We start from the raw sequence: 13,670 nt of genomic DNA on the forward strand, positions 1-13,670 counted from the left end.
CGGCGATCTCGCACACGGCTGCACGCGGCCTGCCGATGTTGTCCGGGGCCGAAGGCGATCCGGGTGGCGCCCGAAGACGCGCGCTCGACAACGGGGTGGGCGTGCCCGGTCAGTGCTTGATGTCGCCCGGCTTGTAGTGGCCGGGGACCATGCGGGTGGTCACGGCGAACCGGTTCCACGCGTTGATCGTCGTGATCGCGGCGACGAGGTGGGCGAGCTCGGTCTCGTCGAAGTGCTTGGCGGCCTTCTCCCACACCTCGTCCGGCACGAAACCGTCGGTCAGCACGGTCACGGCCTCGGTCAGCTCGATGGCCGCGATCTCCTTCGGCGTGTAGAAGTGCCGCGACTCCTCCCACGCGCTGAGCTGGACGATCCGCTCGATGGACTCGCCCGCCGCGAGCGCGTCCTTGGTGTGCATGTCGAGGCAGAACGCGCAGTGGTTGAGCTGCGAGGAGCGGATCTTCACCAGCTCCCCGACGACCGGATCGAGGCCCCTGCGGGATGCCGCGTCCAGCCGGACCATGGCCTTGTAGACATCGGGGGCGAGCTCGGCCCAGCGGGTACGAGGCGTGTGCTCGGGGTTGAGTTCGGACGTCGGATGGCTGTGTTCGTTGGTCGTCATGGGTACGACGTTACGGCGCGGGTGGCGCATCGGTATGGTCCATTTACATGACGGATTCCTGGGCCACTTTCGGAGCCGACCTACATCTCGAAACGACCGGCTCGGCAGGGCTGCGGGCCGGGCTGATGGACGCGCTGCGCGAGGCGGTACGGACGGGGCGGCTGGCGCCCGGCACCCGGCTGCCGTCCTCCCGCAGCCTCGCCGCCGACCTCGGCGTCGCCCGGAACACCGTCGCCGACGCGTACGCGGAGCTGGTCGCCGAGGGCTGGCTCACCGCCCGGCAGGGTTCGGGGACCAGAGTGGCGCAGCGGGCCGAGCCGCGCCCGGCGGCCAGGAGGGCGGCGCGGTCCCGGCCGGTGCACTCCCGGCCCGCCCACAACCTGCTGCCGGGATCGCCCGACCTCTCGACGTTCCCGCGCGCCGACTGGCTCAAGGCGGCCCGCCGCGCCCTGACCGCAGCGCCCAACGACGCCTTCGGGTACGGGGATCCGCGCGGGCGCATCGAGCTGCGCACCGTACTCGCCGACTACCTGGCCCGCGCCCGTGGTGTGTACGCGGAACCGGAGCGCATCGTGATCTGCGCCGGTTTCGTGCAGGCACTGAAGCTGATGGGGGTGGTGCTGCGCGAGCGGCGGGTGCGGGAGGTGGCCGTCGAGTCGTACGGACTGGACGTGCACTGGCGGCTGCTCGCGGACGCGGGGCTGCGCATGCCCTGTCTGCCGGTCGACGGACTCGGGGCCCGGACGGGCGAACTGGCCGGGCTGCGCGGGGTGGGCGCGGCCCTGATGACGCCCGCGCACCAGTTCCCGACGGGGGTGCCGCTCCATCCCGACCGGCGGGCCGCGGCGGTCGACTGGGCGCGCGGTACGGGCGGGCTGATCCTGGAGGACGACTACGACGGCGAATTCCGCTACGACCGGCAGCCGGTCGGCGCGCTCCAGGGACTCGACCCCGAACACGTCGTGCACCTGGGGACGACGAGCAAGTCGCTGGCGCCGGGACTGCGGCTGGGGTGGATGGTGCTGCCGGAGAGCCTGGTGGGGGAGGTGGCCGAGGCGAAGGGGCTGAGCGACTGGTCGTCGAGTGCGCTGGAACAGCTGACGCTCGCGGAGTTCATCGAGTCGGGCGCGTACGACCGTCATGTGCGCTCGATGCGACTGCGCTACCGCCGGCGTCGCGACCAGCTCGTCGCGGCGCTGGCGGATCAGGCCCCCGGTGTCCGGATCAGCGGTATCGCCGCCGGGCTGCATGCCGTCCTCGAACTCCCGGAGGGCAGCGAGGCGTCGGTACTGCGGGCGGCCGCCTGGCAGGGGCTGGCACTGGAGGGCTTCTCGCGCTTCCGGCACCCGGACGCGGCGCCGGTGCGCGACGCGCTGGTCATCGGCTACGGGACGCCGACCGACAGTGCTTGGGCGGGCGCGCTGGAGGCGCTGTTGCGAGTGCTGTCATGAGGCCGGTCGGAAACGCGGAAGACCCGAAGGTGATGGGCCGACGCCCCCGACTCAAGGGGCGTGCAGTCCCAGCCAGTAGGGGCTGATTGCGCCCGCGCGCAGGAAATTGAGCACGAAGCGCGGGGCGCCATGAACGTCCAGCTTCTCCGAACCGGCGACAGCCCGGGCGAACGGGCGTGGCGGGAGGGAAGACCGTGATTCTCTCGGCTCGCCTCGGGGCCGGGGACTAGTGTCGCGAGCATGGTCGAACACGATGCCCTCAGTGCCACCCGCGAGGCTTATGACGCTGCTGCCCCCACCTATGCGCAACTGTTCCGCGACACGCTGCGTGACAGTCCCCTGGACCGCGCGATCTTGGGTGCCTTCGCCGAAGTCGTAAGTGCGAGTGGGAACGGTCAGGTCGCGGACCTGGGGTGCGGGCCTGGTCATATCACTGCTTATCTGGATGAGTTGGGGCTGGCGGCGTTTGGCGTCGACGCCTCTCCTGCGATGATCGAGTTGGCTCGACAGGCCTATCCGGGCCTGCGGTTCGACGTGGGCTCGATGGCCGCGTCGGACATCGCTGACGGCGTGCTGGGCGGCGTGCTCTCACGTTGGTCCATCATCCACACTCCGCCGCAGGAACTCCCCGTCATCCTGGCGGAGTTCCACCGCGTGCTGGCACCTGGCGGTCACCTTTTGGTCGGCTTTTCGGCAAGCGGTGATCCGTCTCACCCGACGCAGGTCTTCGATCACGCAGTCGTGCCGGCCTATCGGTGGTGGCCTGATCACCTCGCCGCGATGCTGCGCACGTCCGGGTTGGCCGAGGTGGCCCGGATGGTTCGCGAGCCTCAGCCCACCGACCGGCGGCAGTTCCAGGAGATTCAACTGCTCGCCCGTAAAGGCCAGGCAGAGGCTGCCTGAGCGAACACATGAGCGCATCCAGCTTGTCGGACGGAGGTCCGCCAGGCTCCGGGCGTCGATTCGTGATCAGGGCTCACCGCCCGTTCGAGCTCCGATCTGGTCGAACGAGGGCACCCCGAGGAACACCCAAAATGCCTGCGCTCCTGTCGGGCGTCGAGCTGGGCGATCTTCTCTTCTGTGCAGTGCTTGCCGCGCCCCGGACATCACGGACTTTGCGGGACCGTCGGCCTGTCCGGTTCGGCGGCGTCCGCCGGGGCCTCGCCGAACCGGGCCAGGGCCAGCGCACCCGCCACCGCCACCACGAAACCGGCGACCGCCAGTCCGCCGAGGCCGGCACGCGTACGGTCTCCGAGCCAGATGACGCCCACCAGCGCCGGGCCGATCGTCTCGCCGATCACCATGCCGGCCGTCGCCGTCGTCACCGAACCGCGCTGCAGCGCCGAGGTGAGCAGCAGGAACGCCGAACCGCCGCCCAGCAGCAGCGCGTACACCGCGGGGTTGGCGAGCAGCGCCGTCGGGGACAGGTTGTCGATCAGCCGGACGGCGACCTCCACCACCCCGAACCCGCACCCCGCGCCGAGCCCCAGGACGAGCGCCCGCGGCTTGTCCGGGAGGCGTCCGGCTCCCGCGCCGATCAGCAGAATGCCCAGCGAGATCCCCAGCATCCACCAGCTCAGGGCCGGTGGACCGGCCGCGTGGCCCTCGCCGCCGGAGGCGAGCCCCAGCATGCCCAGGCCCGCGCAGACGACCCCGACCGCGGTCCACTCGACGCCGCTCAGCCGCACGCCGAGAAGCCGGGCGGCGACCACCGCCGTCACCGCGAGACTCGCCGCCAGGGCGGCGCCCACGACGTAGATCGGCAGGGACCGCAGGGCGACGATCTGGAGCACGAAACCGCAGCCGTCGAGGGCGAGTCCGGCTACGTAGCGCCACTGGCGCAGCGCGCGCAGCAGCAGCGCGGGATCGACCCCCGCGCCCGACCCCGGCTCGGCGGCGGCCCGCGAGGCGACCGCCTGGAGTACGGAGGCCGTACCGAAGCAGACAGCGGCGCCGAGCGCGCAGATCATCCCGAGGAGCACATCAAGGACTCTACTCGCGGACGTTCGGTGGACCCGCTTCCCGCCGAAACCAGCAGGCCATTAATCTGACAAGTAGCCGTACTGGCTTGATTCGTACGACGGGGGAGACGGAAACATGGCCACACGAAGGCTGAGGTCGAGCACGGTGGTGCTCGGGGGCATGGGGGTGCTCGCGGCGATGATCACCTCCTGCGGCGCGGAACCGGACAAGCGGTGTGTCGACCCGCTGACCCAGAACAAGCTGCCGAGTTACGAGTGCAAGAACGGCAGCGGCAAGGGCTCGTACTACTACGGCGGCAGCAGCAAGAACGGCAAGGTGCAGGGCGGCAGCTTCAACAAGTCCGCCGTCGACCGCGGCGGCTTCGGCTGCTCGGGCACCGGCGGCGGCTGAACCCGGCATGGAACGCCACACCACGCGACCACGTCCCGACTGGCAGCGGACGGTGGAGGAGCAGGGGCTCGTCTACCCGCTCACCCGCTACCCCGACGGGTCCCTGCGTCCCTACTGGGACGAGAGTGCGTATTACGTCTTCTCGCTGCCCGAGGTCGAGGCGCTGGAGGACGTCGTCGAGGAACTGCACACCATGTGCCTGGCCGCGGCCGCGCACATCGTGGAGCGGGAGCGCTTCGCCGAACTCGGCGTCACCGACCCCCGGCTGGCCGCGCTGATCGCCCAGTCCTGGCAACGCCGGGGCGAACTGCCGTCCCTGTACGGCAGGTTCGACCTCCGCTACGACGGAACCGGCCCGGCGAAGATGCTGGAGTACAACGCGGACACCCCCACCTCCCTGGTGGAGGCCGCGAGCGCCCAGTGGTTCTGGATGGAAGACCGCTTCCCGGGCGCCGACCAGTGGAACTCCCTGCACGAACGTCTCGTCGCGGCGTGGCGGCGCCAGGCCGCCCTGCTGCCGCCGGGACCGCTGCACTTCGCGCACTCCGACGGGGACGAGCTGGGCGAGGACCTGATGACCGTCGCCTATCTGCGGGAGACCGCCGAACAGGCCGGCATCGACACGGAGGCGCTCTCCGTCGAGCAGATCGGCTGGGACCGGCTGGCCGGGCGGTTCGTGGACGAGCGGCTCCGCTTCATCCGCAGCTGCTTCAAGCTCTACCCGTGGGAATGGCTGGCGACCGACCGGTTCGGTCCGCACGTACTGGACACCCTCGACAACGGCGGCGGCACCGGCACCACCTGCTGGATCGAGCCCGCCTGGAAGATGCTCCTCTCCAACAAGGCGCTCCTGGCGATCCTCTGGGAGCTCTACCCCGGCCACCCGAATCTGCTCCCCGCCTACCTCGACGGCCCCCGCGAACTCGCGGCGACGGGTGCGGGTGCGGGGGAGGGCGCGGGCTATGTCGCCAAGCCGCTGCTCGGCCGGGAGGGGGCCGGAGTCACGATCCATGAGCCGGGAAGCCCCGCCGTGCTGCGGGACGAGCCGTGCTGCTATCAGGAACTCGCGGCCCTGCCGGACTTCGACGGCAACCGGGTGGTGCTGGGGGCGTGGGTCGTCCAGGACGAGGCGGCCGGGCTCGGCATCCGGGAATCGGCGGGGCTGGTCACGGACGAGTACGCCCGCTTCCTGCCCCACGTCATCCTCTAGTGCCGCGACGGGGCAAAGCTTGCCGGGAGGGGGCAAAGCTTGCCGGGAGGGGGCACTGGTTCCCGGCCCGGCGGCCCGGGCCCAGGGCTCAGCCGCGCAGGACGCCGCGGAGCTGCTCCAGCCCCCAGTCCAGGTCCTCCTTGCTGATCACCAGTGGCGGGGCGATCCGGATCGTCGAGCCATGGGTGTCCTTGACCAGCACCCGGCGGTCCATCAGCTTCTCGGAGATCTCCCGGCCGGTGCCGTGGTTCGGCGCGATGTCGACGCCCGCCCACAGCCCACGTCCCCGTACCTCCGTCACCGCACCCCCGCTCAGCAGCAGCCCCAGCTCCTGGTGGAGGTGTTCGCCCAGCTCGGTCGCCCGCTGCTGGAATTCGCCGGTACGGAGCATTGCGATGACCTCCAGCGCGACCGCGCACGCGAGGGGATTCCCGCCGAACGTCGAACCGTGCTCACCGGGCCGGTACACCCCGAGCACGTCCTGCGAGGAGACGACCGCTGACACCGGCACCACACCACCGCCCAGCGCCTTGCCGAGCACATACATGTCCGGCACGACACCCTCGTGCTCACAGGCGAAGGTCTTCCCGGTCCGGCCCAGGCCCGACTGGATCTCGTCCGCGATGAACAGCACGTTCCGCTCCCGGGTGAGCTCGCGCACCCGGGGGAGATAGCCGGGCGGCGGCACCAGCACCCCCGCCTCGCCCTGGATCGGCTCCAGCAGCACCGCCACGGTGTTCTCGGTCATCGCCTCCGCGAGCGCGGTCAGATCCCCGTACGGCACGATCTGGAACCCCGGCGTGTACGGGCCGAAGTCCTCCCGCGCCTCCGGGTCCGTGGAGAAGCTGATGATCGTCGTCGTCCGGCCGTGGAAGTTGTTCGAAGCGACAATGATCTTCGCCATGCCGTCCGGGACGCCCTTCACCCGGTAGCCCCACTTGCGGGCGGTCTTCACCGCGGTCTCCACGGCCTCCGCGCCGGTGTTCATCGGCAGCACCGTCTCCATGCCGCACAGCTCGGCGAGCTGGGTACAGAAATCGGCGAACCGGTCGTGATAGAAGGCGCGCGAGGTGAGGGTCACCCGCTCCAGCTGGGCCCTGGCCGCGTCGAGCAGGCGCTGGTTGCTGTGGCCGAAATTGAGCGCCGAGTATCCGGCGAGCATGTCGAGATAGCGCCGACCCTCGACATCGGTCATCCAGGCTCCGTCCGCCGAGGCGACGACGACGGGCAGCGGATGGTAGTTGTGCGCGCTGTGCGCCTCGGCGGAGGCGATGGCAGTTTCCGTGGTCGACACGGGATCTCCGTTCATCGTGCGGCGTGGGCGGGGATGGTGCCCACTTTGTATCGTCGGTCGGAACCGTGGCGAGGAAACCTTCACATCACGGCGCGCCCGTCCACCGCCGGTACGGCTTTGTCCACCGCTGGTGCGGTTCCTGCCACTGCCGGTACGGCTCCGGCGGCTGTCCCCACCCCTCGCCCATCCCTTCACCACCGGCTGCCGGAGATCGGTTCCGTACCTGAGACAATGGGGCACATGGCCTCTGAACGCCCCCGCGTGCTCTCCGGAATCCAGCCCACCGCAGGCTCGTTCCACCTCGGCAACTACCTCGGTGCGGTCCGCCAGTGGGTGGCGCTGCAGGAAACCCACGACGCCTTCTACATGGTCGTGGACCTGCATGCGATCACCATTCCGCAGGACCCCGCGGAGCTGCGCGCGAACACCCGGCTCGCCGGCGCCCAGCTCCTCGCCGCCGGTCTCGACCCGGAGCGCTGCACGCTCTTCGTCCAGAGCCACGTTCCCGAGCACGCCCAGCTCGGCTGGGTCATGAACTGCCTCACCGGCTTCGGCGAGGCGTCCCGGATGACGCAGTTCAAGGACAAGTCCGCCAAGCAGGGCGCCGACCGCACCACGGTCGGTCTGTTCACGTACCCGATGCTGATGGTCGCCGACATCCTGCTGTACCAGGCCGACCAGGTCCCGGTCGGCGAGGACCAGCGCCAGCACCTGGAGCTGACCCGTAACCTGGCGGAGCGGTTCAACGGCAGCTACGGCGACACGTTCACCGTGCCGGACCCGTACATCCTCAAGGAGACGGCGAAGATCTACGACCTTCAGGACCCGTCGGCGAAGATGAGCAAGTCGGCGGCCACCCCGAAGGGCCTGATCAACCTTCTCGACGAGCCGAAGACCACCGCCAAGAAGGTGAAGAGCGCGGTCACCGACACCGACACGGTCATCCGCTTCGACCGGGCCGAGAAGCCCGGCGTCAGCAACCTGCTGACCATCTACTCCACACTCACCGGCACCGGTATCGCGGATCTGGAGCAGAAGTACGAGGGCAAGGGCTACGGTGCGCTCAAGACCGACCTCGCCGAGGTCGTGGTCGAGTTCGTCACACCGTTCCGCACCCGCACCCAGGAATACCTGGACGACCCGGAGACCCTGGACTCGATCCTGGCCAAGGGCGCGGAGAAGGCCCGCTCCGTCGCGGCCGAGACCCTGGCCCGGACGTACGACCGGATGGGCTTTCTGCCCGCGAAGCACTGAGTCCAAGGACCCTGGCGGTTTCGCGGTCGCAGGCGTCACACTGGCGACGGGAAGTTGATCCGATAGATGGCTGAAAACAGGCCATCGATCATCGAGGACCATCGGCCCCCGGGTCATCGACCACCGGGGACCATCGACATCGAGGATTGAGGAGAACGACGTGGGGACCGTAACGCTCGGCGTTTCGATCGCGGTCCCGGAGCCCTACGGCAGCCTGCTCCAGGAGCGGCGCGCGAGCTTCGGGGACCCCGCCGCGTACGGCATTCCCACCCACGTCACGCTCCTCCCGCCGACCGAGGCCGCGGCGGCCGACCTGCCCGCGATCGAGGCGCATCTCGCCCAGATCGCGACGGGCGGCCGCCCCTTCCCGATGCGGCTGTCCGGCACGGGGACCTTCCGTCCCCTCTCGCCGGTCGTCTTCGTCCAGGTCGTCGAAGGGGCCTCGGCCTGCATGTGGCTGCAGAAGCGGGTCAGGGACACCTCCGGGCCGCTGGTGCGCGAGCTCCAGTTCCCGTACCACCCGCACGTCACCGTGGCGCACGACATCCCCGAGCAGGCGATGGACCGGGCGTACGAGGAGCTCGCCGACTACGAGGCCGCCTGGACCTGCGGTTCCTTCGCGCTGTACGAGCAGGGCCGGGACAGCGTCTGGCGCAAGATCAACGAGTTCCCGTTCCGCGCCGGGGACGACGCGCCCGCCGTGCCCGCGCAGGGCGGCTCTTCCGTGGACAAGCCCTCCCTGCAACCCTGAGCGCGCACCCCTGAGCGCCCCGGCCGCCGCCCGCTCAGACCGGCAGCCGCCGGAACAGCGGGCGTGGCACATGCCGCAGTGCCGACATCACCACCCTTAGTGCCCCCGGCACCCACACCGTCTCCGAACGCCGCCGCAGTCCCGTCACGATCGCTGCCGCGACCTCGTCGGGGGTCGTGACGAGGGGCGATGCCTCCAGCGGTGCAGCGGCGAACCGTGCCGCGGTGACCCGCAGCGTCGCGGGGCGGACCGCCGTTTTCGGCCGTACGACTCCGGGACGTACGACCATCACATGCACTCCCGTGCCCCGCAGCGCGTCCCCCAGGCCCTGCGTGAACGCGTCCAGGCCCGCCTTGCTGGAGCCGTAGATGAAGTCGGCCCGGCGGACGCGTTCGCCGGCCACCGAGGACAGCACCACCAGCGAGCCGTGCCCCTGCGCCTGGAGCGCGCCGGCGCACACCAGCCCGGCGGAGACGGCCCCCGTGTAGTTGGTCTGCGCGACCCGGACCGCGGAGAGCGGCTCTTCCTCGTCACGCTCCTGGTCGCCCGCGATACCGAAGGCGAGGAGCACCATGTCGATGTCGCCCTCGGTGAAGATCTTGCCGAGGGTGGTCTCGTGGGATGCGGAGTCGAGGGCGTCGAAGTCGACCGTACGGACGTCGGCGCCCCGGGCGCGCAGTTCGGCTGCGGCCGAGTCGAGGGCGGGGGAGGGACGGCCGGCCAGCCAGACCGTACGGGTCCGGCGGGCGATCAGCCGGCGTGCGGTGGCGAGCGCGATCCGGGACGTGCCACCGAGAACGAGCAGGGACTGCGGGGCACCGAAGGCGTCCTTCACGGGAACGCTCCTTGCAGACGAGGGGAACAGGAGGGCAGAAGACGGCGGGAGGCGGTGGGAGACGGCAGAAGACGGCAGAAGACGGCAGGAGACGGCAGGAGACGGCGGAAGGCGGCAGGAGACGCCGGAAGGCCGCAGTAGTCGCAGCAGCAGCGGTCACCGTGGCCGCAGCCGTCCTGGTGATCACAGCGGCGGCACCGCCGTCACAGCGCCAAGCGGCGTGACAGGTCCGAGCGGAACGCTCCGTTCGGGTCCAACTCGGCGCGCAGTGACCGGAAGTCGGCCAGCCGCGGATACATCGCGGCCAGCATCTGAGGCCGCAGCCGGGAGTCCTTCGCCAGGCAGACCCGGCCCCCCGCCTCCGCCACCTCCTCGTCCAGCGAATCCAGGAACCCGGCCAGACCGGGCAGCGCGGCGGGCAGACCGAGCGCGAGCGTCCAGCCGGGCATCGGGAACGACAGCCAGCCCGCATCCCCGGCGCCGAACCGCTTGAGGACGGCGAGGAACGACGGGCAGCGTCGCTGCGAGAGGCGGCGCACGATCCGGCGCAGCGCCTCCTCCTGGCCGTGCCCGACGACGAACTGATACCGCACGAATCCGGCTCGGCCACGGATCCGGTTCCAGTGCGGCAGGCCGTCCAGGGGGTGGAAGAACGTGGACAGTCTCCGGAGTTCGCCGATGCGGTACGCGGGGGCGCTGCGGTACCGGAACTCGTTGAGGAGGGCCACGGACGTGCGGCCGAGCAGCCCCTCCGGTACGAGGCCGGGTGCCGCCGGCAACTGTCCAGGGCGGAACGCGAGCGCTGCGCGCCGGGCGCGGAGCGGGAGCGCGTACCGGGGTACGTGCTCCCCCCGGGTGAGGACGGAGCGCCCCGTCGCACGGCCGCGGGCGAGCAGATCGACCCAGGCGGCCGAGTAGCGGTAGCGGTGGTCCCCGGCGGAGAGCCTGGCCAGCAGGTCGTCCAGATCGACGGCCCGTTCGGTGTCGACCGACATCCATGAGCTGGTGACGCGGTGGAGCCGCAGCGTGGCCGAGAGGATCACGCCCGTCAGGCCCAGCCCGCCCGTGGTCGCGTCGAAGAGGTCGGTGCCGGGCCGGACCGTACGGATCTCGCCGTCGGCGGTCAGCAGCTCCAGCTCCCGGACGTGCCGCGAGAAGGAGCCGGAGAGGTGATGGTTGCGGCCGTGGACGTCGGCGCCGATCGCGCCGCCCACGGTGACCTGGCGGGTGGCCGGCGTGACGGGGACGAACCAGCCGAGCGGCAGCAGGACTTCCATCAGCCGGTGCAGGCTGACCCCGGCGTCGCAGACCGCCAGGCCCGCCCCGGCGTCGATGGTGCGGATCCGGTTCAGCGCGGTCATGTCGAGGACGGAACCGCCCGCGTTCTGCGCTGCGTCGCCGTGAGCCCGGCCGAGGCCCCGGGCGATGGAGCCACGGGGCCCGCAGCCGCGTACCGTGGCCGCCGCCTCCTCGTAGGTACGGGGGCGAAAGCGCAGGGCGGCCGTCGGAGCGGTACGGCCCCAGCCGGTCAGGGACACGGTGTCGACAGACATGACGGTGACCGTATCGCCCGAGAAAACCCTTTCGAGGGATTTGTTACAACACTCACCGGTATGGGTGACTGAGGGAGTGTCGGCCCGTACGGCGGTGAACGAACCTCCGGATTTCCGCGCCCGGGAGGGTAGTCGTACGACATGGACTGGCTGAAAAACCTCCCTGTCATCGGGCCGATCGTCTCCCGGCTGATGGCGACGCACGCCTGGCGCTCGTACGAGACCCTCGAACGGGTCCACTGGGCCAGACTCGCCGCCGCGATCACCTTCATCAGCTTCCTGGCGCTCTTCCCGCTGATCGCGGTCGGCGCGGCGATCGGTGCCGCGCTGCTCTCCACCGAGCAGCTCCACACCATCGAGAACGAGCTCACCGAGCAGGTGCCGGGCATCTCCGACCAGCTCGGCATCGGCGATCTGGTGGCCCACGCGGGGACGGTCGGGGTGGTCGCCGGTGCGCTGCTGCTCCTCACCGGTGTCGGCTGGATCGGCGCGCTGCGGGGCTGTCTGCGCGCCGTGTGGGGCATGGACGACGTGGACCAGGGCAACCCCGTCATCCGTAAGCTCAAGGACGTCGGGCTGCTGCTCGGTCTCGGCGGGGCGGCGCTCGCGACGCTCGCCGTCTCCTCGGCTGGCTCCGTCGCCGTCGGCCGGACCGCCGGTCTGCTGGGCATCTCGGACCACGGCGCGGGCGGTGTGATGCTGCAGGTGGCCACCCTGGTCGTGGCGGCCATCGCCGACTTCCTGCTGCTGCTCTACCTGCTGACGCTACTGCCCGGCGTCGAGCCCCCGCGGCGCAGGCTGCTGGTCGCCGGGGTGATCGGCGCGATCGGCTTCGAACTGCTCAAGCTGCTGCTCGGCAACTACATGAAGAGCGTCGCGACGAAGAGCATGTACGGCGCCTTCGGCGTGCCGGTCGCGCTGCTGCTGTGGATCAACCTCACCTCGAAGCTGCTGCTGTTCTGCGCCGCCTGGACGGCGACGCGGAGCAGCGAGGAAAGCGGGAAGGGCGTGGCGGCCGTCAGCGACGAGGGAGGCGACGCACCAGGTCCGGCAGCGGCCAGCGCCGGTTGACCAGGAACACCGCGCCGGCCAGCAGCACCAGGGCGCCTCCGGCGATCCCGAGCGCGATCCCGATGCCCCCGCCGCCCCCGCCGGTGGCGGCGGCGGCCTTGGCGGCCGGCGAGGAGCCGTTGCCGCCACCGCTCTTCCCGCTCGCCGCCGGGCCCTTCCCCGTCCCGGTGTCCGTCCCGGTACTGGCGGACCTCGGCGGCACCAGCTCGCCCACCGGGGTCACCTTGCCGCTCGCGTCGAAGCCCCAGTCGAGGAGGCCGGCAGCCTCCTTGTAGACGGCGTGCGGTTCTTTGGAAGAGGGGTTCATGACGGTGACGAGCAGCACCTTGCCGTCGCGTTCGGCGACGCCCGTGAAGGTGTTGCCCGCGTGGGTGGTGTAGCCGTTCTTGACGCCCGCGATGCCCTTGTACGCGTCGACGCCGTCCGCACCGGTGAGCAGCCGGTTGGTGTTCTGGATCCCGAAGCTCTGGCGCTTCCCGTTCTTCTTCTCCGCGCCGGGGAACTGCGCCTCGGCCGTCGCGCAGTACTCCCGGAAGTCCGCCTTCTGCAGACCGCTGCGGGCGAACAGCGTCAGGTCGTACGCGCTGGAGACCTGGTCGGGCGCGTCGTACCCGTCGGGCGACACCACCGTCGTGTCGAGCGCCTGCAACTCCTCCGCGTGCGCCTGCATGTCGGCGACGGTCTTCGGGACGCCGCCGTACATCGCGGACAGCACGTGCACCGCGTCATTGCCCGAACGCAGGAACACCCCGAGCCACAGGTCGTGGACCGTGTAGCTGAGGTGCTCCTTGACGCCGACCAGGCTGCTGCCCTCGCCGAGATCCGCGAGGTCCTCGGCCTGCACCGTGTACGTCCGGGTCTTCGGCTGCAGAGCGGGCATCACGGTGTCCGCGAAGAGCATCTTCAGGGTGGAGGCGGGAGGCAACCGCCAGTGCGCGTTGTGCGAGGCGAGCACCTGGCCGTTCTCCGCGTCCGCGACGATCCAGGACCTGCCCGTGAGCTTCTCGGGCAGTACCGGGGCGCCGGGGCCGAGCTCTACCTGCGTGCCGGTCCGGCCCAGTAGTTCGCCACCGACCCGGGACATGACGGCGGGCGGTTTCGGCTGGTTGTCGGAGGTGTCCTTGTCGACCGCCGACGCCGGGCTGACGACAAAAGTGGACAACAAGGCGGCAGAGGTGATCGTCAAAGAGATCTTTTTCAGAGCGGGCACGGTCGGAAACGTACAGGGCGAAGGTGTGGATGGGGATACGGACGCC

General features: G+C 70.5%; 13 protein-coding genes. 7 read left to right on the plus strand and 6 right to left on the minus strand.

Annotation, left to right across the window (positions count from 1 at the left end; all coding sequences use genetic code 11):
- Positions 1–109: 109 nt before the first annotated feature.
- Positions 110–622 carry a carboxymuconolactone decarboxylase family protein gene (locus tag OG936_RS21670; RefSeq protein ID WP_266748061.1) on the minus strand — a complete coding sequence of 171 codons (513 nt, stop codon included), beginning with the start codon at positions 620–622 and terminating at the stop codon, positions 110–112.
- A 47-nt stretch (positions 623–669) separates the two neighbouring features.
- On the opposite strand from OG936_RS21670, the gene OG936_RS21675 reads away from it, so the two are divergent.
- Both OG936_RS21675 and OG936_RS21680 read left to right on the plus strand, forming a co-directional pair.
- Positions 670–2,073, plus strand: a complete 1,404-nt coding sequence (locus OG936_RS21675) for a PLP-dependent aminotransferase family protein (protein WP_406496762.1) — start codon at positions 670–672, stop codon at positions 2,071–2,073.
- A gap of 240 nt (positions 2,074–2,313) precedes the next feature.
- Entirely contained in the window at positions 2,314–2,976 is a 663-nt protein-coding gene (locus tag OG936_RS21680; RefSeq protein ID WP_406496764.1) for a class I SAM-dependent methyltransferase, read from the plus strand.
- Between the two features lie 203 nt (positions 2,977–3,179).
- On the opposite strand, the gene OG936_RS21685 is transcribed toward OG936_RS21680, so the two are convergent.
- Positions 3,180–4,043, minus strand: a complete 864-nt coding sequence (locus OG936_RS21685; RefSeq protein WP_406500545.1) for a hypothetical protein — start codon at positions 4,041–4,043, stop codon at positions 3,180–3,182.
- Positions 4,044–4,170: 127 nt separating this feature from the next.
- Between OG936_RS21685 and OG936_RS21690 the strand changes: the two genes are divergently transcribed.
- Together OG936_RS21690 and OG936_RS21695 are read left to right on the plus strand one after the other, a co-directional pair.
- Positions 4,171–4,446, plus strand: coding sequence for a hypothetical protein (locus OG936_RS21690; protein WP_406496766.1), 276 nt, complete (start codon positions 4,171–4,173; stop codon positions 4,444–4,446).
- A gap of 7 nt (positions 4,447–4,453) precedes the next feature.
- A complete protein-coding gene (locus tag OG936_RS21695; protein WP_406496767.1) occupies positions 4,454–5,656 on the plus strand; it encodes a glutathionylspermidine synthase family protein in 1,203 nt (400 codons plus the stop codon).
- 88 nt (positions 5,657–5,744) lie between these two features.
- Here the strand turns inward: OG936_RS21695 and rocD are convergent, their stop codons facing one another.
- Positions 5,745–6,950 (minus strand): ornithine--oxo-acid transaminase, encoded by a 1,206-nt coding sequence (gene rocD / locus OG936_RS21700; RefSeq protein WP_406496768.1) that lies wholly within the window; start codon positions 6,948–6,950, stop codon positions 5,745–5,747.
- Positions 6,951–7,190: 240 nt separating this feature from the next.
- On the opposite strand from rocD, the gene trpS reads away from it, so the two are divergent.
- A complete protein-coding gene (gene trpS, locus OG936_RS21705) occupies positions 7,191–8,204 on the plus strand; it encodes a tryptophan--tRNA ligase (RefSeq protein WP_406496770.1) in 1,014 nt (337 codons plus the stop codon).
- Between the two features lie 160 nt (positions 8,205–8,364).
- Entirely contained in the window at positions 8,365–8,955 is a 591-nt protein-coding gene (locus OG936_RS21710) for a 2'-5' RNA ligase family protein (protein ID WP_266748068.1), read from the plus strand.
- Positions 8,956–8,989: 34 nt separating this feature from the next.
- Here the strand turns inward: OG936_RS21710 and OG936_RS21715 are convergent, their stop codons facing one another.
- A complete protein-coding gene (locus OG936_RS21715; protein WP_406496772.1) occupies positions 8,990–9,790 on the minus strand; it encodes a decaprenylphospho-beta-D-erythro-pentofuranosid-2-ulose 2-reductase in 801 nt (266 codons plus the stop codon).
- Positions 9,791–9,993: 203 nt separating this feature from the next.
- Entirely contained in the window at positions 9,994–11,343 is a 1,350-nt protein-coding gene (locus OG936_RS21720; RefSeq protein ID WP_406496773.1) for an FAD-binding protein, read from the minus strand.
- Between the two features lie 141 nt (positions 11,344–11,484).
- Here OG936_RS21720 and OG936_RS21725 point away from each other — a divergent pair, with 141 nt between their 5' ends.
- Positions 11,485–12,414 carry a YihY/virulence factor BrkB family protein gene (locus OG936_RS21725; protein WP_406496775.1) on the plus strand — a complete coding sequence of 310 codons (930 nt, stop codon included), beginning with the start codon at positions 11,485–11,487 and terminating at the stop codon, positions 12,412–12,414.
- Here OG936_RS21725 and OG936_RS21730 read toward each other — a convergent pair.
- Entirely contained in the window at positions 12,362–13,624 is a 1,263-nt protein-coding gene (locus OG936_RS21730) for a D-alanyl-D-alanine carboxypeptidase family protein (RefSeq protein WP_406496777.1), read from the minus strand. The two genes, OG936_RS21725 and OG936_RS21730, sit on opposite strands and share 53 nt — an antisense overlap.
- Positions 13,625–13,670 lie beyond the last annotated feature (46 nt).

The sequence above is a fragment of the Streptomyces sp. NBC_00846 genome, assembly GCF_045207325.1.
GTDB lineage: Bacteria > Actinomycetota > Actinomycetes > Streptomycetales > Streptomycetaceae > Streptomyces.